The organism is Methylogaea oryzae (assembly GCF_019669985.1).
GTDB classification, from domain to species: Bacteria; Pseudomonadota; Gammaproteobacteria; order Methylococcales; family Methylococcaceae; genus Methylogaea; species Methylogaea oryzae.
The window spans coordinates 3,968,986-3,988,288 of the sequence record NZ_AP019782.1 but is presented as its reverse complement, the minus strand read 5'-3'; the positions used below and the strand labels follow the sequence as shown (position 1 = coordinate 3,988,288).

18 protein-coding genes are annotated in these 19,303 nt (G+C 62.7%); 17 read left to right on the top strand and 1 reads right to left on the bottom strand.

What is annotated here, in order from left to right:
* The first annotated feature begins 6 nt into the window (after positions 1–6).
* The 7 genes from atpA (at position 7) to K5607_RS17770 (ending at position 8,284) form a co-directional block, all read left to right on the top strand.
* The gene (gene atpA, locus K5607_RS17800; RefSeq protein WP_221047808.1) at positions 7–1,548 is read left to right on the top strand and encodes a F0F1 ATP synthase subunit alpha; all 1,542 of its coding nucleotides are present in this window, start codon (positions 7–9) and stop codon (positions 1,546–1,548) included.
* Positions 1,549–1,557: 9 nt separating this feature from the next.
* Positions 1,558–2,421: a F0F1 ATP synthase subunit gamma gene (atpG, locus tag K5607_RS17795; protein WP_221047807.1), complete on the top strand. Its 864-nt coding sequence runs from the start codon at positions 1,558–1,560 to the stop codon at positions 2,419–2,421.
* Between the two features lie 42 nt (positions 2,422–2,463).
* On the top strand, positions 2,464–3,846 hold the full coding sequence (atpD, locus tag K5607_RS17790; RefSeq protein ID WP_054772741.1) for a F0F1 ATP synthase subunit beta: 1,383 nt from the start codon (positions 2,464–2,466) through the stop codon (positions 3,844–3,846).
* A 20-nt stretch (positions 3,847–3,866) separates the two neighbouring features.
* Positions 3,867–4,283 carry a F0F1 ATP synthase subunit epsilon gene (locus K5607_RS17785; protein ID WP_221047806.1) on the top strand — a complete coding sequence of 139 codons (417 nt, stop codon included), beginning with the start codon at positions 3,867–3,869 and terminating at the stop codon, positions 4,281–4,283.
* A 117-nt stretch (positions 4,284–4,400) separates the two neighbouring features.
* On the top strand, positions 4,401–5,780 hold the full coding sequence (glmU, locus tag K5607_RS17780) for a bifunctional UDP-N-acetylglucosamine diphosphorylase/glucosamine-1-phosphate N-acetyltransferase GlmU (protein ID WP_221047805.1): 1,380 nt from the start codon (positions 4,401–4,403) through the stop codon (positions 5,778–5,780).
* 66 nt (positions 5,781–5,846) lie between these two features.
* On the top strand, positions 5,847–7,676 hold the full coding sequence (gene glmS / locus K5607_RS17775) for a glutamine--fructose-6-phosphate transaminase (isomerizing) (RefSeq protein ID WP_221047804.1): 1,830 nt from the start codon (positions 5,847–5,849) through the stop codon (positions 7,674–7,676).
* Between the two features lie 23 nt (positions 7,677–7,699).
* On the top strand, positions 7,700–8,284 hold the full coding sequence (locus K5607_RS17770) for a DNA-3-methyladenine glycosylase I (RefSeq protein WP_221047803.1): 585 nt from the start codon (positions 7,700–7,702) through the stop codon (positions 8,282–8,284).
* 12 nt (positions 8,285–8,296) lie between these two features.
* On the opposite strand, the gene K5607_RS17765 is transcribed toward K5607_RS17770, so the two are convergent.
* Positions 8,297–9,205 carry a hypothetical protein gene (locus K5607_RS17765; RefSeq protein ID WP_054772739.1) on the bottom strand — a complete coding sequence of 303 codons (909 nt, stop codon included), beginning with the start codon at positions 9,203–9,205 and terminating at the stop codon, positions 8,297–8,299.
* A gap of 381 nt (positions 9,206–9,586) precedes the next feature.
* Between K5607_RS17765 and ntrC the strand changes: the two genes are divergently transcribed.
* The 10 genes from ntrC (at position 9,587) to K5607_RS17715 (ending at position 19,193) form a co-directional block, all read left to right on the top strand.
* Positions 9,587–10,954, top strand: a complete 1,368-nt coding sequence (ntrC, locus tag K5607_RS17760; RefSeq protein ID WP_054772748.1) for a nitrogen regulation protein NR(I) — start codon at positions 9,587–9,589, stop codon at positions 10,952–10,954.
* 205 nt (positions 10,955–11,159) lie between these two features.
* A complete protein-coding gene (locus tag K5607_RS17755) occupies positions 11,160–13,235 on the top strand; it encodes a SulP family inorganic anion transporter (protein WP_221047802.1) in 2,076 nt (691 codons plus the stop codon).
* A 38-nt stretch (positions 13,236–13,273) separates the two neighbouring features.
* Positions 13,274–14,185, top strand: coding sequence for an SPFH domain-containing protein (locus tag K5607_RS17750; protein WP_054774517.1), 912 nt, complete (start codon positions 13,274–13,276; stop codon positions 14,183–14,185).
* A 29-nt stretch (positions 14,186–14,214) separates the two neighbouring features.
* The gene (locus tag K5607_RS17745; protein ID WP_221047801.1) at positions 14,215–15,096 is read left to right on the top strand and encodes an SPFH domain-containing protein; all 882 of its coding nucleotides are present in this window, start codon (positions 14,215–14,217) and stop codon (positions 15,094–15,096) included.
* A gap of 276 nt (positions 15,097–15,372) precedes the next feature.
* A complete protein-coding gene (locus tag K5607_RS17740) occupies positions 15,373–15,750 on the top strand; it encodes a hypothetical protein (RefSeq protein WP_054774519.1) in 378 nt (125 codons plus the stop codon).
* Positions 15,751–15,839: 89 nt separating this feature from the next.
* A complete protein-coding gene (locus tag K5607_RS17735) occupies positions 15,840–16,067 on the top strand; it encodes a hypothetical protein (RefSeq protein WP_221047800.1) in 228 nt (75 codons plus the stop codon).
* Positions 16,068–16,476: 409 nt separating this feature from the next.
* The gene (locus K5607_RS17730; RefSeq protein WP_054774839.1) at positions 16,477–16,833 is read left to right on the top strand and encodes a hypothetical protein; all 357 of its coding nucleotides are present in this window, start codon (positions 16,477–16,479) and stop codon (positions 16,831–16,833) included.
* Positions 16,834–16,884: 51 nt separating this feature from the next.
* On the top strand, positions 16,885–17,418 hold the full coding sequence (locus K5607_RS17725) for a hypothetical protein (protein ID WP_221047799.1): 534 nt from the start codon (positions 16,885–16,887) through the stop codon (positions 17,416–17,418).
* 67 nt (positions 17,419–17,485) lie between these two features.
* Complete coding sequence (locus tag K5607_RS17720; RefSeq protein WP_221047798.1) at positions 17,486–17,971, top strand: hypothetical protein; 486 nt, start codon at positions 17,486–17,488, stop codon at positions 17,969–17,971.
* A 121-nt stretch (positions 17,972–18,092) separates the two neighbouring features.
* Positions 18,093–19,193 carry a GNAT family N-acetyltransferase/peptidase C39 family protein gene (locus K5607_RS17715; protein ID WP_221047797.1) on the top strand — a complete coding sequence of 367 codons (1,101 nt, stop codon included), beginning with the start codon at positions 18,093–18,095 and terminating at the stop codon, positions 19,191–19,193.
* The last annotated feature ends 110 nt before the right edge of the window (positions 19,194–19,303 follow it).

The window sequence follows — 19,303 nt, the reverse complement described above, 5'->3', positions numbered from 1 at the left end:
AAAGTTATGCAACTGAACCCATCCGAAATCAGCGATCTGATTAAAAAGCGCCTGGAAGGAATCGACCTGGGGGCGGAAACCCGCACCGAGGGCACCATCGTCAGCCTCACCGACGGCATCGTGCGCATTCACGGCTTGGCCGATGTGATGCAAGGCGAAATGTTGGAATTCCCCGGTAATACCTACGGTCTGGCGCTCAACCTGGAGCGCGATTCGGTGGGCGCCGTGGTGCTCGGCAGCTACCAGCACCTGTCCGAAGGCGACAGCGTCAAGACCACCAAGCGCATTCTCGAAGTGCCGGTGGGCGAAGCCCTGCTCGGCCGCGTGGTGGATGCCCTCGGCAACCCCATCGACGGCAAGGGCCCGCTGAACACCAAGGAATCCTCCCCCATCGAAAAAATCGCGCCGGGCGTTATCGCTCGCCAATCGGTGGACCAGCCGTTGCAGACCGGCCTCAAGGCTATCGACGCCATGATTCCCGTGGGTCGCGGCCAGCGCGAGCTGATTATCGGCGACCGCCAGACCGGTAAGACCGCCATCGCCATCGACGCCATCATCAACCAGAAAGGCACCGGCGTTAAGTGCATCTACGTGGCGGTGGGCCAAAAGCAATCCTCCATCGCCAACGTGGTGCGCAAGCTGGAAGAGCACGGCGCCATGGCTCACACCATCATCGTCGCCGCCGGCGCTTCCGAATCGGCCGCCATGCAGTTCATCGCGCCCTACGCCGGCTGTGCCATGGGCGAATATTTCCGTGACCGCGGCGAAGACGCCCTGATCGTCTACGACGACTTGACCAAGCAGGCTTGGGCTTACCGCCAGGTATCCCTGCTGCTGCGCCGTCCGCCGGGCCGCGAAGCTTACCCCGGCGACGTGTTCTACCTGCACTCCCGTTTGCTGGAACGCGCTTCCCGCATCAACGCGGACGAGGTGGAAAAGCTCACCAAGGGTAAGGTGAAAGGCAAGACCGGTTCCCTGACCGCGCTGCCCATCATCGAAACCCAGGCAGGCGACGTGTCGGCTTTCGTACCGACCAACGTGATTTCCATCACCGACGGCCAGATCTACCTGGAAACCAACTTGTTCAACTCCGGCGTGCGTCCGGCGGTGAACGCCGGTTTGTCGGTATCCCGCGTCGGCGGCGCGGCCCAGACCAAGATCATCAAGAAGCTGGGCGGCGGCGTGCGTCTGGACTTGGCCCAGTTCCGCGAATTGGCGGCATTCGCCCAGTTCGCTTCCGACCTGGACGAAGCCACCCGCAAGCAGATCGAGCGCGGTCGCCGCGTCACCGAGGTGATGAAGCAGAACCAGTACGCGCCCATGTCCGTGTCGCAAATGGCGGTGTCACTGTTCATGGCCAACGAAGGCTTCTTGGATGACGTGGAAGTTTCCAAGGTTCGCGCCTTTGAAGACGCGCTGCAAAGCTTCATGAAGTCCGAATGCAGCGAGTTGATGAACACCATCGACGCCAAGGGCGATTACAACGCCGACATCGAAAAGGGCCTGCGCGAAGCGATTACCCGCTTCAAGACGACCCATAGCTGGTAAGGACGTGCCATGGCTGCCGGCAAAGAAATACGTAACCAGATCGCTAGCGTAAAAAATACGCAGAAGATCACCCGCGCCATGGAAATGGTGGCGGCCTCCAAGATGCGCAAAACCCAGGACCGCATGAACGCGTCCCGGCCTTATGCGCGTCGTGCGGCCCAAATCATTCGCCATATTTCGCATGCGCACTCGGAATACCAACATCCGTTCATGGTGGCGCGCGACGTGAAGCGCATCGGCATGATCGTGGTGTCCTCCGATCGCGGTTTGTGCGGCGGCCTCAACACCAACCTGTTCCGCATGGCGTTGGCTCGGCTGAAAGAATGGGAAAAAGCCGGTGTGGAAGTGGACTTGTGCACCGTCGGCCAGAAGGGCTCGGTGTTCCTGGCCAATGCCGGCGCCCGCGTGATCGGCCAAGTGACGCACTTGGGCGACGCGCCGAGCCAGGCGGACTTGCTGGGCATCATCAAGCTGATGCTGGACGCCTACGAAGAAGGCAAGATCGACGCGCTTTATCTGTTGTCCAACGAATTCGTCAACACCATGACGCAGCGTCCCACTTTGGAGCGGATGCTGCCCATCAAGGCGGAAGAATTGGACGCGGACCTCAAGCACCACTGGGACTATATCTACGAGCCGGACGCCAAAGAGGTGCTCGACGAAATGCTCAAGCGTTACGTGGAGATCCAGGTGTACCAGGGCGTGGTGGAAAATGTCGCCTGCGAGCAGGCCGCGCGTATGGTGGCCATGAAAAGCGCATCCGACAACGCGGGCAAGGCGATCAAGGAATTGCAGTTGATCTACAACAAAACCCGCCAAGCCGCCATTACCCAGGAACTGGCGGAAATCGTCGCCGGCGCCGCCGCTGTTTAACAACAGTTAGCTTCTACAAGATTTAAGTAAAGAGGACGCAACATGAGTTCGGGCAAAATCGTACAGATTATCGGTGCTGTGGTGGACGTAGAATTCCCCCGCGACGCACTGCCGAAGGTTTACGACGCCTTGCGCGTGGATAGCCAGAACCTGGTCCTGGAAGTGCAGCAACAGTTGGGTGACGGCGTGGTTCGCACCATCGCCATGGGCACCACCGACGGCGTGCAGCGCGGTCTGGACGTGACCAACACCGGTGCCGCCATTTCCGTACCGGTGGGCACGGAAACCCTGGGCCGCATCATGAACGTGCTGGGCGATCCCATCGACGAAAAAGGCCCGATCGGCGAAAAAGCCCGCTGGGGCATCCACCGCAAGGCGCCGGCGTTCCAGGATCAGTCCCCGGCAACGGAACTGTTGGAAACCGGCATCAAGGTGATCGACTTGGTTTGCCCGTTCGCCAAGGGCGGTAAGGTCGGCCTGTTCGGCGGCGCCGGCGTGGGCAAGACCGTGAACATGATGGAGCTGATCCGCAACATCGCTATCGAGCACTCGGGCTACTCCGTGTTCGCCGGCGTGGGCGAGCGTACCCGCGAGGGCAACGACTTCTACCACGAAATGAAGGACTCCAACGTATTGGACAAGGTGTCCCTGGTGTACGGCCAGATGAACGAGCCGCCCGGCAACCGTCTGCGCGTGGCTTTGACCGGCCTGACCATGGCGGAATACTTCCGTGAAGAAGGCCGCGACGTACTGCTGTTCATCGACAACATCTACCGTTACACCCTGGCCGGTACCGAAGTGTCCGCACTGTTGGGCCGTATGCCGTCCGCGGTGGGCTACCAGCCGACCCTGGCGGAAGAAATGGGCGTGCTGCAGGAACGCATCACCTCCACCAAGACCGGCTCCATCACGTCCATCCAGGCCGTGTACGTACCGGCCGACGACTTGACCGACCCGTCCCCGGCTACCACCTTCGCCCACTTGGACGCCACCGTGGTGTTGTCCCGTCAGATCGCCGAGCTGGGCATCTACCCGGCCGTGGACCCGCTGGACTCCACCAGCCGCCAGCTGGACCCGCTGGTCATCGGCCAGGAGCACTACACCGTCACCCGCCGCGTGCAGGGCACCCTGCAGCGCTACAAGGAACTGCGCGACATCATCGCCATCCTCGGCATGGACGAACTGTCGGAAGAAGACAAGCTGACCGTGTCCCGCGCTCGTAAGATCCAGCGCTTCCTGTCGCAGCCGTTCTTCGTGGCCGAAGTGTTCACCGGCTCGCCCGGCAAGTACGTATCCTTGAAGGACACCATCGCCGGTTTCAAAGGCATCGTCGACGGCGAGTTCGACGATATTCCGGAACAGGCGTTCTACATGGTCGGCACCATCGACGAGGCTCTGGAAAAAGCCAAGAAGCTGGCGGCTTAAGTCACTAGAGGCCTAAAGTCATGGCGATTACAATTCACGTCGATATCGTTAGCGCCGAAAGCGCGATTTACTCCGGGCTGGCGGAAATGGTGTTCGCACCGGCCGAACAGGGCGAAGTGGGCATCGGCGGCCGCCACGCGCCGTTCATCGCCAAAATGCGGCCCGGCGAAGTCCGCGTCAAAGTGAGCGCCACGGAGACCTTGCCGTTTTTCGTTTCCGGCGGCATTCTCGAAGTGCAGCCGCACATCGTCACGGTCTTGGCCGACACCGCCGTGCGCGCCCGCGACATCGACGAAGCGGCGGCGCTGGAAGCCAAGCGGGCCGCAGAAGAGGCCCTGGCGGATCGCTCCGGCAAAATCGACTACGCCAAAGCGCAGGCGCAGTTGGCCCACGCGATGCAGCAGCTGCGTACGCTGGAAAAGTATCGCCGCAGCTAAACCGCGCAGCACTTGTCCAAACCGGACGCCTATCGGCCCAGGAGATTGCGCGAGCAGTTTTCTGGGCCTTCTGCTTTTTGATTTCCTACCCACGTAATATCAGCGAGAGCCATCGCCATGGGCGCCAACCTCGAAATCGTTATTCTTGCCGCCGGCCAAGGCACGCGGCTGAAATCCGCCATTCCCAAAGTGCTGCATCAGATCGGCGGCAAACCGCTGCTCGGCCACGTGATCGAGGCGGCAAGCAGCCTGACGGCGCCGCACAACATCACGGTGGTCTACGGCCACGGGGGGGAAACGGTGCGCGAAGCGCTGCAAGCGAGCGGCGTACAGTGGGCCAAGCAAGAGCAACAACTGGGCACGGGCCACGCGGTGGCCCAAGCGCTGCCCCATCTCAAGGGCGAAGGCGGCGGCACGGTATTGGTCTTGTTCGGCGACGTCCCCTTGGTGCAGACCCCGGCGCTGCAGAGCTTGGTCGCCGCCGCGGCGAACGCGTTGGCGGTGCTGACCATCGACCTGGACGATCCCCACGGCTACGGACGCATCGTGCGCAACAGCCAGGGCCAAGTATCGCGCATCGTGGAGCAGAAGGACGCCGACGAGGCGGAAAAAGCGATACGGGAGGTCAACACCGGCGTCATGGCCATGCCCTACGACCTGTTGAAATGGTGGTTGCCGCAGCTGGGCAACAACAACGCCCAAGGCGAGTATTACCTCACGGATCTGGTCGCCCTGGCGGCGAAGGAAAGCGTTCCGATCAAGGCGGAAAAAGCCGCCGATCCCAACGACGTGTTGGGCGTGAACAATCGCGAGCAGTTGGCGCAGCTGGAACGCATTTACCAGGCGCGCCAAGCTCAACGGCTGATGGCGGCCGGCGTTACGTTGCGCGATCCGGCCCGCTTCGATCTGCGCGGCCGAATTTTAGCCATGGGCACCGACGTGGAAATCGACCCCAACGTCATTTTGGAAGGCGATATCCGCATCGGACTAGGCGTGAAGATCGGTCCCAATTGCTTTATCCGTAACGCCGACATCGGCGACGGCGCCTCCATCGAAGCCAACAGCGTCATCGACGACGCCGTGATCGGCGCCGGCTGCCGCATCGGCCCCTTCGCCCGCATCCGGCCGCAGACGGTCTTGGCCGACCATGTTCACGTGGGCAACTTCGTCGAGCTAAAAAAATCCCAAGTCGATCGCGGCAGCAAGATCAATCACCTGAGCTACGTGGGCGACGCCACCGTCGGCGCCGGGGTCAACATCGGCGCCGGCACCATCACGTGCAACTACGACGGCGTCAACAAGTTCCAGACCGTCATCGAGGACGGCGCCTTCATCGGCTCGGACACCCAGCTGGTGGCCCCGGTGCGGGTGGGGAAAAACGCCACCATCGGCGCCGGTTCCACCATCACGCGCGATGCGCCGGAGGAGGTGCTGACCCTCAGCCGCGCCAAGCAGCTGACCGTGGATGGCTGGAAGCGGCCGGTGAAGAAAAACTGACCGGACGTCGCCGCTGGCGCGAGCGAACGAAAAGCGGCCCATTTCTACTTATCAAGGTAACTCACTATGTGCGGCATCGTCGGTTCCGTTTCCCATAGGTCCATTTGTTCGGTGTTGGTCGAAGGCCTCCGGCGTCTGGAATACCGCGGCTACGACTCGGCCGGAGTGGCCTTGCTCGACGGCGAAGGCAAACTGCTGCGCGCGCGCGAAACCGGGAAAATCCGCGAGCTGGAGCAAAACCTGCAGGCCAATCCTATCGACGGGAAAACCGGCATCGCCCATACGCGTTGGGCCACCCACGGCGTGCCGGCCGAGCGCAACGCCCACCCCCACGTATGCGGCGGCGTGGCGGTGGTGCACAACGGCATCATCGAAAACCACGAACCCCTGCGCATCGAATATCAAGCCAAGGGCTATTCGTTTACTTCCGATACCGATACGGAAGTGGCGGCGGTGATGATCCACGATTACATGCAACAGGGCCTCGGCCTGTTCGAGGCCGCAACGCAAGCCATCGCCCGTTTGCAGGGCGCGTACGCCTTGGGCGTGATATGCGTATCGGAACCGCATCGCATGGTGGCCGCCCGCAACGGCAGCCCGCTGGTGGTGGGATTGGGCGAGGACGAAAATTTCATCGCCTCGGACATCTACGCGCTGGTGGGTGAAACCCAGCGTTTCGTATTCCTGGACGACGGCGACATCGCCGACCTGACCCCGGAAAACGTCCGCATCTACGACAAAGCCGGATCGGCCGTGGAGCGGCCCGTCACCGAGTCGCGCATGACGTTGGACGCCGTGGAGCGCGGCGAATATCGCCACTACATGCTCAAGGAAATCTTCGAGCAGCCGGTCGCCCTGGAAAAGACCCTGGACGGCCGCCTGGCGGCCGGCCAAGTGGTGGACGCGGCCTTTGGCCAGGCGGCAGCGGCGGCGTTCGACCATATCCAGGCGGTGCAGATCGTCGCCTGCGGCACCAGCTTCCATGCCGGTTCGGTGGCGCGCTACTGGTTCGAATCCCTCGCCAACCTCCCCTGCAACGTGGAAGTGGCCAGCGAATTCCGCTACCGCAAGCAAGTGGTGCGTCCCGGCACCCTGTTCGTGACCATTTCCCAATCGGGCGAAACCGCCGACACCCTGGCGGCGTTGAAGGAAGCCAAGCAACTGGGCTACGTCCACACGCTGGCCATCTGCAACGTGCCGCAAAGCTCCATCGTGCGGGATTCCGACTCCGTATTGCTGACTCGCGCCGGCATGGAAATCGGCGTGGCTTCCACCAAAGCGTTCACCACCCAGTTGGCCGCCCTGCTGATGTTGGTGTTGGCCCTGGGTCGCCGTCACGGACTCACGCCGGAAAAAGAAGCCGCCATCGTCGCGCAGTTGCAAACCTTGCCGCAACAAGTGGCGGGCGCCCTGCGGCTGGACGCGCAACTCGAGCAATGGGCCGCCCGCTTCGGCGACAAGCACCACGCCCTCTACCTGGGGCGCGGCTCCCAATATCCGGTGGCCATGGAAGGCGCGCTCAAACTGAAGGAAATATCGTATATCCATGCCGAAGCCTACGCCGCCGGCGAACTCAAGCACGGTCCCCTCGCCCTGATCGACGCCGACATGCCGGTGGTGGCGGTGGCGCCCAACGACGAGCTGCTGGACAAGCTCAAATCCAACCTGCAGGAAGTGCAGGCTAGAGGCGGCGAACTGTACGTGCTGGCCGACGAAGACGTGGATTTCACCGGTAGCGAGCGCGTCCACGTGTTGCGGGTGGGCAAAGCCGCCGAGGAAATCGCCCCCATCGTCTTCAGCGTCCCTTTGCAACTGCTGGCCTATCACGTGGCGGTGATTCGCGGCACGGACGTGGATCAGCCCCGGAATCTCGCGAAATCGGTGACGGTGGAATAGTTCGTAAAGTGGCCTCCCCGCCCATGGAACCGATTCGCTGCCCCTGGTGCGAAGGCTTCGGCCTGTACCGCGACTACCACGACCGGGAATGGGGCACGCCCCTGGTGGACGACCGCGCCTTGTTCGAGTTATTGATCCTGGAAGGCGCCCAGGCCGGCTTGTCCTGGTCCACCATCCTCAAGAAACGCGAAGCCTATCGCCTTGCCTATGAAGGCTTCGACCCCGCCGTCATCGCCGACTACGGCGAGGCCGACGCGGCGCGGCTGCTGGCCGACGCCGGCATCGTCCGCAATCGCGCCAAGGTGGCGGCCTCCATCCGCAATGCCCGTGCCTATCTGGAGCTGGCCGCAACGGCCGGATCGTTTACCGATTACCTGTGGGCCTTCGTCGACGGCGAGCCTCTGCAGAACGCCTGGACCAGCATGGCGCAAGTGCCCGCCTCCACCCCCCAGTCGGAATCCATGAGCCGCGCTCTCACCCAGGCCGGCTTCAAGTTCGTCGGCCCCACCATCTGCTATGCCTTCATGCAGGCTGCCGGGATGGTCAACGACCATTTGGTAAGCTGCTTTCGCCATGGGCAGGTAAAAGGCCTGCGGCGTATTGCCTGAACGGCAAAACTTTCAGCGCGGATACGCGATCAACGCCACCACCTCGCGGGCGTGGTTGCTCCAGGCGAGTTCGTGCAGGTCGAATTCGTTGGCGCATTGCCGGTCTTCTTCGGCCAGCTTGATGCCCAGCTTGCTCAGCTTCAGGTGGGATTGCTCGATGCTCAGCAGCTTGGCCGGTTCTTCCAGGTATTCCAGCAGCGCTTTCACGTACACGTCCGGGTTGGCCAGGCTGTTGACGCGGGTTTCGTAGGAGGCCGCCACGGCGGCGAACGGGTTGGCGTTCATGCGCGCCGCCAGGTCCAGGCGGATCGATTCCACCACGCGGTTGAACAGGTAGTGCCGCAGCGCCGTGTGCAGCTCCGTGGCGCTGGCGCAGGGGGCGTGAATCTTATGCTGCGAGAAATTGACCGCGTCCTGCGGCACGTCGTGAACCACCACGTCCCCCTGCATGCCCACCCCCAGCGTTCGCTTGACGGTTTTGGCTGCGGTCATCAGGCCGTACATGACCGGGACTTGCAGCCGGTGGTAGGCGCGGCAAAAGCTGTCGGCCTCCGGACCGCCGCGAAACAGTCCTTCTATTTCGCTGCTGTCGGCGAACAGGGCGTTGACCAGCGGGTCGCGGCCGAACGCGGTGGCGCTCAGTTCGATCGGCGCGGGGATGGCGTCGGCCACTTCCAGCACATGGTTGTATAGCTGCCGCACGTGGGGGCGGAGCTTTTGCGAATAGCCGTTGACCGCGCGAATTTTCCGGTTGGAGGCATCGACGAAACTTTCCACAATCTGCCGGTCTTCTTCCGTCCGCCGTGCCTCTTCCGGGCTGGGGCCGCCCAAGCCATCGACCAGTTTTTGCAGGTGCTCGATTTGATCGTCGAAAAATTGCCTGAGGCTGGAGGAGGCGCGTGATCGTCTTTCTTCGTTCATGACAGGCTTATCCGCGATGGCGAGATGGGCGGGGCCAAGTTTACGCCATCGGTTGCCCTATGGGCTGCCTGCCGGGAAGCGCCAGCGCGCGGCCGCCGAATTCCCCGGCAATAACGCCTGATCGGCCGGTTGTTGAGCGTCCATCCCCTCTTCCGCTCTGCGGGGATCCGGCATCATGCTCGAGCCAGCGAAGATCATTTAAGCTTGCCATAATCTTATCGACTCGATAACATCGTCCGGGGTTTCGGCGTCTGCGCCGGAAACCGAAGTTGGCCGCTTAATCCCATCGGGCAATTGGCCTCAACGGTCCATCGTAAAAGCGCTATTCACTATGCGAGCCTCGGGGAGTGACTTGTGAATTATTCAGGCTGTGTTTGGATCATGGAAAGCGATCATTCCGTCCGCACGAAACTGACCAAGGCGTTGGGGAAGGCCGGCTACGACGTGCGCTACGTGGCCGATCCCGGCGTATTGACCGGCGAGCTGGCACACGGTCAAAACGGCGTGCTGGTGGCCGAGGCCGAGGCGCTGGGCGAATTCGGATCGGGTTGGCGCACGCCCAATCATGTGCCTGTGATCGCCATGACGGAGCCGTCCGGCTCGCCGGAGTCAGAGCCGACGTGGCGAAACGGCGCCTACGGATGCTTGCCCAAACCGGTCAACGCCAAGGAACTCGTCGCCCTGGTGAATCGCGCCTTGAGCCTTGCCAAGCGGCAAAGCTACGGTATTCCCGCACAGGAGGTGGTGGAGGCGAACCCGGAAATTGTCGGCAGCGCGATGCTCATGCAGGAGGTGTTCCGCGCCATCGGACGTTTGGCCTACTCCAGTGTTACCGTGCTGCTCAACGGCGAATCGGGCACCGGGAAGGAATTGGTCGCCCGCGCCCTGCATCGCCACAGCCCCCGCGCCGGCAAGCCGTTTATCGCCTTGAACATGGCGGCGATTCCGCGTGATTTGCTGGAATCGGAGCTGTTCGGCCACGAGCGCGGCGCGTTCACCGGCGCGCTGACGCGCCGCGTCGGACGTTTCGAACAGGCCAACGGCGGCACCCTGTTTCTGGACGAAATCGGCGACATGCCGTTGGATCAGCAAACCCGCTTGCTGCGCGTGCTGGCCGACGGGGAGCTCTATCCGGTCGGCGCCCATACGCCTCTGAAGGTGGACGTGCGCATCATCGCCGCCACCCACCAGAACCTGGAGCAGCTGGTGGCGGAAGGCCGGTTTCGCGCGGACGTGTTTCATCGCTTGAACGTCATTCGCATTCACTTGCCGGCCTTGCGCGAACGCCGGCAAGACATTCCCTTGTTGCTGCAGCATTTCCTCAGGAAAACCGCCGCCGAATTGGGCGTCGAGCCCCGGACGGTGCATCCGGATATCGTGGAACACCTGTGCGGCTTGCAATGGGAGGGCAACGTGCGGCAATTGGAAAACGTCTGCCGCTGGCTGACCTTGATGGCCATCGGCCAAGTCGTGCACATGGAGGATCTGCCCATCGAGCTGCAGCAAACCAAGCCCCTGGCCCCGACGGAATCCTCCGACTGGGTCAGCATATTTCGACAATGGGCGGTATTCAGGCTGCGCGTGGGCGATAGCGACATCGCCAAGGACGCCCTGGAAGAAGCCGAAAGCACGCTGATCGAGGCGGCGCTGCAATTCACCAACGGCCACCGGCAGCGGGCGGCCAAGTTATTGGGCTACGGCCGCAATACCCTGAGCCGCAAAATCAAGGAACTGAACCTCGAGGCATAGACGCCGATGATCGCGCGTCCTCGTAAAATCTATTGCCTTAAGGATTTATTAACTATATCTTGGTGGCCGTCCATGGTTTCGACCCGATACACAAGCGAGGCGGCCCTAGGCAGCCGGCCCAAATGACCGGCCCGACCCAGGATGTACTGGGATCTAACGCGTAACGCACACGCCACAACGGCGAATGAAAACAAGAGAGGTCGGCATGTTGATCAACCGCTTGAAACAGTTTTTCCACCTATTCGACGCCCGCTACGAAGACTTGTTGGCGGGTAACGTGGCGTTGAACGGTTTACGCGACGTGACGGCCGGCCTGGTGGTCGCGGCCGTCGCCATTCCCCTGGGCATGGGCATCGCCATGGCGTCGGGCTTGCGCCCCGAACAGGGCATCGTGCCCGGCGCCATCGCGGTGCTGCTGGGGTCGCTGTTCGGCGGTTCCAAGTACCAGGTATATGGTCCCACCGCCGCCTTCATCCCCATCATCGGCGCCATCATGGCCGAACACGACCAAGGGTTTCTGGTGCTGTGCTCGCTGATCGCCGGCTTCATCCTTTGGTGCCTGGGCGTCACCGGCATGGGGCGCATCGTCAAGCAAGTGCCCCACTCCATCATCGTCGGCTTCACCATCGGCATCGCCGTCTCCATCGCCGTCACCCAAGGCACCGAAGTGTTGGGCGTGCAGGCCACCGCCGAGGGGCATGGGGCGTGGCCCAAATTGCAGGCCATGCTGGAGCATTTCGGCCACCTGAACTTGTGGGCGGTGGTGCTGGCGGTCGGTTCGGTGCTGTTCATCAAGCTGCTGCTGCGCGTTTCCGTATTCATCCCCGCCCCGCTGCTGGCCATCGCCGCCGCCATCGGCTTGAGCCAAACCTGGCTGGCCGACGCCAACCTGGACTTGGTGGTGACCAAGTACGGCGCCATTTCCGCCAAGTCGCTGCAATTCGCCGCGCCGTCGCTGGAATCCCTGGACATTTCCATGTTCGGCGACATCGCCTACTACGCCATCGCCATCGTTTTCGTCGCCGCCATCGAGAGCCTGCTGTGCGCCCACTTGGCGGACCGGTTGGCCGGCAACCGCGGCACGCCGTTCAACGCCGACAAAGAGCTGTGGGGCCAGGGCCATTTGATGGTGCTGGTGCCCTTGCTCAACGGTTTCCCCAGCACCGGCGCCCTGGCGCGCACCGCGACCAACATCAAGCTGGGGGCCGTTTCCCCCCTGTCCGGCGTGTTCAATTTCGTATTCCAGTTGCTATTGGCCTATTACGTGGCCCACTACCTGGAACTGGTGCCCATGGCCTGCATCGCCGGCATCCTGCTGTACGTTGCCATGAACATGGTGAAGCGGGAAGAAGTGGAGGAGGTGCTGTCCATGGGCCACGGCCACACCGCCTTGATGCTCTATACCGCTGCGGCCGTCGTGGCCACGGACTTCCTGCGCGGCGTGTTGTCGGCCTTGGCCATCTATTTGGTGTGGCGCTTCGTCGAGCATTCGCGGGCGCGCATCGCCGAAACCGAGCTGGAAGTGCCCAGCCTTTCCACCGCGCTGCGCGCCAGCATCGAAGAGGCCAAGCAACGTCCCCGCGCCGTGGTCAACGGCCACCACGCCCATGGGGTGGAGCGTCGCAAGTGGCTGGCGCACATCCGCCAGCCGGCCCTGATGGCGCGTTCCGCCTTCGTGCACCATCAAGCCAGCGTCATCGGCCGCGTCGTTCTGGGCGACTCGGTGCATATCGCCGCCGGCGCTTCCGTGCGGGCCGACGAGGGATCGCCGTTCTATATCGGCGCCAACACCAATATCCAGGACGGCGTCGTCATCCATGCCCTGCAGGACCGTTACGTGATGGTGGGCGGCGGTTCCTGGGCTGTCTACATCGGCAAGAACGTCTCCATCGCCCACGACGCCCTGGTCCATGGTCCCAGCTACGTCGGCGACGAGACCTTCATCGGCTTCAAGGCGGTGGTGCACGACGCGGTGGTGGGCGAGGGCTGCTTCATCGGCATCGGCGCCATCGTCGCCGGCGTGGAGCTGCCGGCCGGCCGTTTCGTGCCGCCCGGCGCGGTGATCGACAGCCAGGCCAAAGCCGACGCCCTGGGGCCGGTGCGTCCGGAACACCGCGAGTTCAACGCCGACGTGGTGGAGGTCAATCGCGGCCTGGCGGCGGCTTACCACGAGCACAACGGCCATGGGCACGGCCTGGCGTTGGGCAAAAGCGGCCACGGCCCGGTTCCCGCCTTCGCCGCGGATTGGGCGCCGATAGCCGGCACCGGCGGCGTGTTTTAACCCTGTCACGGACAGCACATCCATAGAAGTTGAGAAATATGCACACCATAGGCATCGGAATCATCAGCGGTTTGGGCGCGTACCTGGCCTACGCCGTCGCTCGCTGCACTTTTCGCATCGGCGAGGGACACGTCGGCGTCCTCACCAGCTTCGGCGCCGCCGAGCGGGTCGGCGGGGATCGCCTGCGCCTGTACCGGCCCGGACTGCATTTCAAATGGCCCTGGCAAGTGGTGCATTGCGTGCCGTTAATGGAGCAGATCATCGAGTTGTCCGGCAACGAGCGGGGCCGCACGGTCATGATGGCGGACGGCACCTTGCTGCACGTGGACTCCATCCTGCGCTTCATGCCGCTGGAATCCGAGCTGGAGCGGTTTTTGTTCGACTTGAAGGACCAGCGCAAACATATCGCCGATTTATTCTCCTGCCTGCTGCGCAAGGAGCTGGCCAACGTCAAACCGCAACCGGGTTGCCACGACAACCACAAGCTGCACGGCCCCGGCGGTTCCCTGGCCCTGGTGCGACGCGAACGCCGCCACGTCAACGCAGAGATCAAGGACTTTTGCCAGAAAGAAATCGGCGACGTTTACGGCGTGCATTTCAGCGCCGTGGACTTGGTGGACGTGCGCCCGCCCGACGAGCTGGACGAAGCCTTGAACGGCGTGATGAGCGCCCGCTCCGAGGTGGAGGAAATGCTGGCTCGCGCGGAAGCCGCGTGCGAACGCCGCATCATCGCCGCCCAGCGGGGCGTCGAAGTGGCCAAACTGAAAGCCAGCGCGGTGGAACGGGAGATCGCCGGCTTGGCCGAGGCCGTGGCCGAACTGGACCGCCAGGGGACTCTGGAGCTCTACATCAATCGGCGCCGCGCCGAAGTGCTGTCCCAATCGAAGCTGCACTATGTGCGGGTGGGCGCCAGCGCCGCGGTATCGTCGCAAACCCACGCCGCCGCTTGATCGGCCTGTCACCGTAACGGAGAGATTCTATGAACGACGATGCTCAATTGGTCCTCGGGGTTCTCATCGGCCTGCTCAGCATCCCTTTGGCCGCCTGCGTGGCGCGCGCCCTGCACGTTTCGGTGCAGGAGGGCGAAACGCTGCTGGTCTCGCGCTTCGGCAGGCTGACCAACGTGCTGACCCGGCCGGGCTGGCACTGGGTGCCGGATCGCTTGTTGCCTTGGGCCCAGGTCGACCACGTTTCCACCCGCCGCGACCACCGCATCATCCGAGACATCGTCGTCAACGACGCGGGCGGCACCACGGTGATGGTCGACGTGTTCCTGGAACTGCGCGTCACCGACCCGGTGAAAGCCAAGTTCAGCGTGGCCGACTGGGAACGGGCGCTGACCAATGTGGTGACCCACGACGTGATTTCCATCCTCGGCACCATGGATCTCAAGGATATCGTCGCCGACCGCACCGAACTGCACGGCCAGCTGGAGCGGGACATCGCCGAGGAAACCGCCCGCTGGGGCGTGCGCATAGAGCGGGTTCTGCTGCACGACGTCAGGCTGCTGCCGGAGCTGTCGGAGCAAATGCTGCGTTCCGTCGCCGCCAAGCTGGAGCGCTGGAAGGCGGACGTGGACGAGGAAGGCCGCCAGCGGGTCGCCATGATCGAAGCGGAAACCACGGCGGAAGTCGCCTCGCTGCTGGCGGAAGCCAAGGCGCAACATCCCCTGGCGGTGGGGCGCGCCTATGCCGCTTTGCGGCGAACGCCCCATATTCGCGCCGCGTTCGACGAATTGTACGAACTGTCCCTGCTGCACCCGCAACGCACCATCGCCTTCGCCGGCTTCGCCGACGGCGAGCTGCGCGCGGTGGACGCGGCCATGCTGGCGATCGAGGAAGAAGGCCGAGCGCAACATTAAATCCCCCCTCCTAACCGATGCTTTATGCCTCCAGAAGCAGCGGTGTCGGTTAGACTTTTGCGGCGCCCCGGTGAGTGTCCACCGGCGTGCCGTTTTTTTTTGAGGCCCCTCCTGCCGGCCGCTGCCGAACCTGGCTTTCCGGCGTGCAACGGCGGCTGTTGGCCCTAGAGGCGACGCCGTTATTGCGTTAACGTACCTTGGCATCCATGCCGATCGTCTGTCCGCGGCTCGACCACAGCCGTCACGGGTTCATTTTGGTGAAAACTGAATAATGCCATGTCACATTTATTTGAATTATTACTCGAGCTAATTGAAATCCTAGAGCCCTATCTGCTTTTCACCACGATTTTTATTATCCCGTCGACTATTGCGCTTACTTCGCTGCCGAAGTTTTTCTTTAAATACAAGTTCACCCAATATTTATTCTCCGACCTGTTTTCGGCTTATGAACGAAACAAGGCGACGCTGGAGCGGATAAATTCCGCAACGCAGATACTCATGTGCGTTATTTTGCTGGTCGATTTATTCGGTTTTGTGGAGTTTTTCGTCGGCAAGCACGGCGGCGAACACAGCGGTCCCCATCTCGAGGGGGCGCACTCCGCCGAGGGCCAGGCGCAAGCCGCCCCGGCGGAAACCGAGCACGCCCTGCACTGAATTCAGCGCCTTAGCCGTTTCGCGGCCCGGCCTCCGGAGCGAACCGGGGTTCCCGCGCGCACCGAATTTCCATCAAGATGAGCCAAAGCATGATCGAAACCATGAAGATCGCCGACATTCTCACCGAGCTATCCAAAGATCCGGCGGGGAGAATGGCCATTCTTACCGACCGCTACCTTTCCGCCGACGAGTTTGCCCAGCGTCACCAGCACACTATTTTCAATCATTATGAGCATAGCGGCCGCCATTTGGAGCAGGCGGAATGTTTTGCGCTTGCGACGGGACTTTGGTGTTATCTGCGGGAAACCGATTATTAGCCTTTAGTTCCCCCCGCGTCATTCCGCGCCGCCAACGCGCGGAATAACGGCCGCCGCCTCGCCCCGCCAAAGGCGCCCGTCCCCCGGGCGCCGACAACCGGCCGCACTAGCGCTTCGCTAGCTTGGCCGGATTTCGAGCCAGCCCTTCTCCCGCTTGCTTCCCCCACGCCGCCGCGCCCAGCCGATCCCGGCCGTCGCCGACACAAGGATTGACAAACCGCTTTATCGTCGTTTAGAGTCGAAACTATCGGGTCGATACAACGGTGGCGGCGTTCCGCTTGGCCGTCCCGACCGGGCGCGTCGTTTTCTACGTGCCGGTTCGGCGCTCGGTTTTGTTGAAAGTCCCGACGACGGGGATGCCGAGTGATTCGGAGCCCCAATAACAACAATAGGCTCAGGAGAACAAGCAATGAAAAGATTCGTTTTGGCGATGTTGCTGGCCGCTGCGGGCGTCGCCCACGCCACCGAGTACGAAACCCAAGCCATTAAGGTCGACGCCAAGGCTTCGCGCTGTCTGGAACAGTCGGCGGGGGAAAAGGAGGCGAGGGATAGGGTCGCGGCCGATGCCGCCAATATTTGCCGGGAAAAGGGTTATGGCTGGCACGTGCAGGAGGTTAAAAGCGCGGGCAACGTCGCCTGCAGCCCTTGCGAAAGCGACAAGACGCGCTGCCAGGCCACCAACGTGGAACTCATTTGCCGCCGCTTGAAGCCGGGCTCCACCGGCATGGGCATGCTCCCGTTCCTTGGCACCGGCTTTAAAGACTGAGGCTGGGAAGGCAACCCGATGAGTCCGCAAGCCAATTTTATCGCTCCGGTATTGCTCGCGCTGTCCTTGTCCTGCGTCGCGGCGGAGGAAGTCCCCGATTACATGCGGCTCAAGAGCGCGCGCGCGGTGTGGCACTCGAGCGCCAAGGATAAAACCTTGAGCATTCAGCTGGAAACGCGCCAGGAAGTGCCCATGGACGGCAAAGCCGGGGCATTTGGCTTCGCGGCGCTCACGCGCGACACCAACAACGTCCTGGTGCTGGTGACGCATTTGCCCATCGACGACAGCTCCTACGAGCAAACCCCCAGCGGTTTCCATACCCATGTGCTCGATCTTAGGGCGCCCACGCCGGCCTGCAAGGGCGCGACGTTCGAGGTGGATTTGGAAGGATCGGGCAAAAACCGCGCGTTTGACGCCGATTATGCGTGGTCGATTACGAGGGATGCGATAAGCATCAAGAATATTCCAGTCGCCGATCTGGGGGACGCGGGCGTCGAAAGAATTGCCTCCTTCCAGGTCGCGCCAGTGCTCGACGAACAAGGGAAAGCCGCCAACCTTTGCATTCAGGTGATGGAGCAAATTTAACGGCGTTTCGCGTCCCGGCCCTGGCGACGCCCCGGCCGGCAATCTCAATCGAACTCGGGAGGAGCGGATGCATCGCTCAAGACATTTGTCCCGCGACAAAAACCAGCAAACCGCCTCGGCCGCCCAGCCCTGCCGACATGCCGGCCGGTCCTTTTGGCCTTTGGCGGCCTGTCTGGCGATAGCTTTGGCGGAGATCGGCGATTTGCCGCCGATCGCCGGAGATCCCCAATCCGCCGACGCGGCGCAAGAGCTGCCCCGGCTGGAGCGGTTCGTGGCGGCGTTGCGCGACGAGGGGTCGGTGGGCGACATCAAGCGCTGCCACGGTATGGCGATGTGCGTGCAGGTTACCCGGCAATTCACCGGGCTGGAAGGCTCCGACCGGGATCGCATCGCCGCTTTGTTGCAGCGCTATTTCCAATTGGCGCGCCTCGACGACGCCCCGGTGCTTTCCATTCGTTTCGTCGACGCCGATTCCGGCGCGGAACTGGGCTATTACCTCGATCGCCGCCTGCAGTGGCGGGATTTCCAAGCCGGGCGCAACGCGCAGGGCTAACGCGGCCCGTAATGCGTCCGGCCAACCGGGCCGAACGGAGCCCGCCCATCCCCGCGGCGCGCCGACTTCCGCCGCGCGAACGCTATATAATCGCGCAAGCCTCTCGCGGAACCCCTTGCCTATGCTGCGCCCCGCCACCCTGTCCGACCTGCCCGTCCTGCTGCGCATCGAAAACCAGTCGTTCGAGGGCGACCGCATCACGCGCCGGCAATTCCGCTATTTGCTGACCAAGGCCAATGCCGCCACCCTGGTGGAGGAGTCCGACGGCGTCATCCGCGGCTATGCCATGCTGCTGTTCCACAAGGGGATTTCCTTGGCGCGGATGTATTCCTATGCGGTGGATGCGGCGTTTCGCGGCCAGGGCATCGGCGCCGCGCTGGTGCGGGCCTGCGAGCAGGCCGCGTTGGACAGGGAGTGCGTCTCCATGCGGCTGGAAGTGCGGCGCGACAATGCCGCTTCCTTGGGCGTGTTCCAGAAACTCGGCTACCGCTACCTGGAGGCGGTGCCGGACTATTACGAAGACCATGCCGAAGCCCTGCGCTTCGAAAAATACCTGGCGCCGCATTTGAAGCCCGAACTGGCGCGGGTGCCTTACTACCAGCAGACCCTGGATTTCACCTGCGGCCCGGCTTCCTTGCTGATGGCGATGAAGACGCTGCAACCGGATCTGCCCCTGGACCGCAAGCTGGAGCTACGCATCTGGCGCGAATCCACCACTGTGTTCATGACCTCCGGCCACGGCGGCTGCGGGCCATACGGCCTGGCCTTGTCCGCCTACCATCGCGGCTTCGGCGTGGAGGTGTACGTCAACGACGAAGGCGCGCTGTTCGTCAATTCCGTGCGCAGCCTGGAGAAGCGCGAGGTGATGCAGCTGGTGCAGGAGGACTTCCTCGACGAATTAAGCGGCCTGCCGGTGAAAATCGTCCACGGCGCCCTCAGCGTGGACGACATGCAGCGCCAGTTCGAGAGCGGCGGCATACCCGTGGTGCTGATCAGCTCCTACCGCATTTACCAGGAAAAATTCCCCCACTGGGTGGTGGTGACCGGTTTCGACGAGCGCTATATCTACGTGCACGATCCCTATGTGGACAGCGACGCCGGCAAGACCGCCACCGACTGCGTCAACATGCCCATCCTGAAGAAAGACTTCCAGCTCATGGCGCGCTACGGCAAGTCGGGCCAGAAAGCGGTGGTGATTTTGCGCCGCCGCGCCGCCGGCTAAAGGGACGGCGCTATCGTGGTAAAATAGCCGTATTGAGCCAGTTTGCTGCCAAAGCCCGCCCATCACCCGTAATCCGACCGGTTCGGCGCTCGCGCCAAGCCTAGCCCACA

Bases quoted from the DNA above. Each gene is read 5' to 3' on its own strand.
- atpA (WP_221047808.1), top strand. From the start codon at position 7: ATGCAACTGAACCCATCCGAAATCAGCGATCTGATTAAAAAGCGCCTG.
- atpG (WP_221047807.1), top strand. From the start codon at position 1,558: ATGGCTGCCGGCAAAGAAATACGTAACCAGATCGCTAGCGTAAAAAAT.
- atpD (WP_054772741.1), top strand. From the start codon at position 2,464: ATGAGTTCGGGCAAAATCGTACAGATTATCGGTGCTGTGGTGGACGTA.
- K5607_RS17785 (WP_221047806.1), top strand. From the start codon at position 3,867: ATGGCGATTACAATTCACGTCGATATCGTTAGCGCCGAAAGCGCGATT.
- glmU (WP_221047805.1), top strand. From the start codon at position 4,401: ATGGGCGCCAACCTCGAAATCGTTATTCTTGCCGCCGGCCAAGGCACG.
- glmS (WP_221047804.1), top strand. From the start codon at position 5,847: ATGTGCGGCATCGTCGGTTCCGTTTCCCATAGGTCCATTTGTTCGGTG.
- K5607_RS17770 (WP_221047803.1), top strand. From the start codon at position 7,700: ATGGAACCGATTCGCTGCCCCTGGTGCGAAGGCTTCGGCCTGTACCGC.
- K5607_RS17765 (WP_054772739.1), bottom strand. From the start codon at position 9,205: ATGAACGAAGAAAGACGATCACGCGCCTCCTCCAGCCTCAGGCAATTT.
- ntrC (WP_054772748.1), top strand. From the start codon at position 9,587: ATGGAAAGCGATCATTCCGTCCGCACGAAACTGACCAAGGCGTTGGGG.
- K5607_RS17755 (WP_221047802.1), top strand. From the start codon at position 11,160: ATGTTGATCAACCGCTTGAAACAGTTTTTCCACCTATTCGACGCCCGC.
- K5607_RS17750 (WP_054774517.1), top strand. From the start codon at position 13,274: ATGCACACCATAGGCATCGGAATCATCAGCGGTTTGGGCGCGTACCTG.
- K5607_RS17745 (WP_221047801.1), top strand. From the start codon at position 14,215: ATGAACGACGATGCTCAATTGGTCCTCGGGGTTCTCATCGGCCTGCTC.
- K5607_RS17740 (WP_054774519.1), top strand. From the start codon at position 15,373: ATGTCACATTTATTTGAATTATTACTCGAGCTAATTGAAATCCTAGAG.
- K5607_RS17735 (WP_221047800.1), top strand. From the start codon at position 15,840: ATGATCGAAACCATGAAGATCGCCGACATTCTCACCGAGCTATCCAAA.
- K5607_RS17730 (WP_054774839.1), top strand. From the start codon at position 16,477: ATGAAAAGATTCGTTTTGGCGATGTTGCTGGCCGCTGCGGGCGTCGCC.
- K5607_RS17720 (WP_221047798.1), top strand. From the start codon at position 17,486: ATGCATCGCTCAAGACATTTGTCCCGCGACAAAAACCAGCAAACCGCC.
- K5607_RS17715 (WP_221047797.1), top strand. From the start codon at position 18,093: ATGCTGCGCCCCGCCACCCTGTCCGACCTGCCCGTCCTGCTGCGCATC.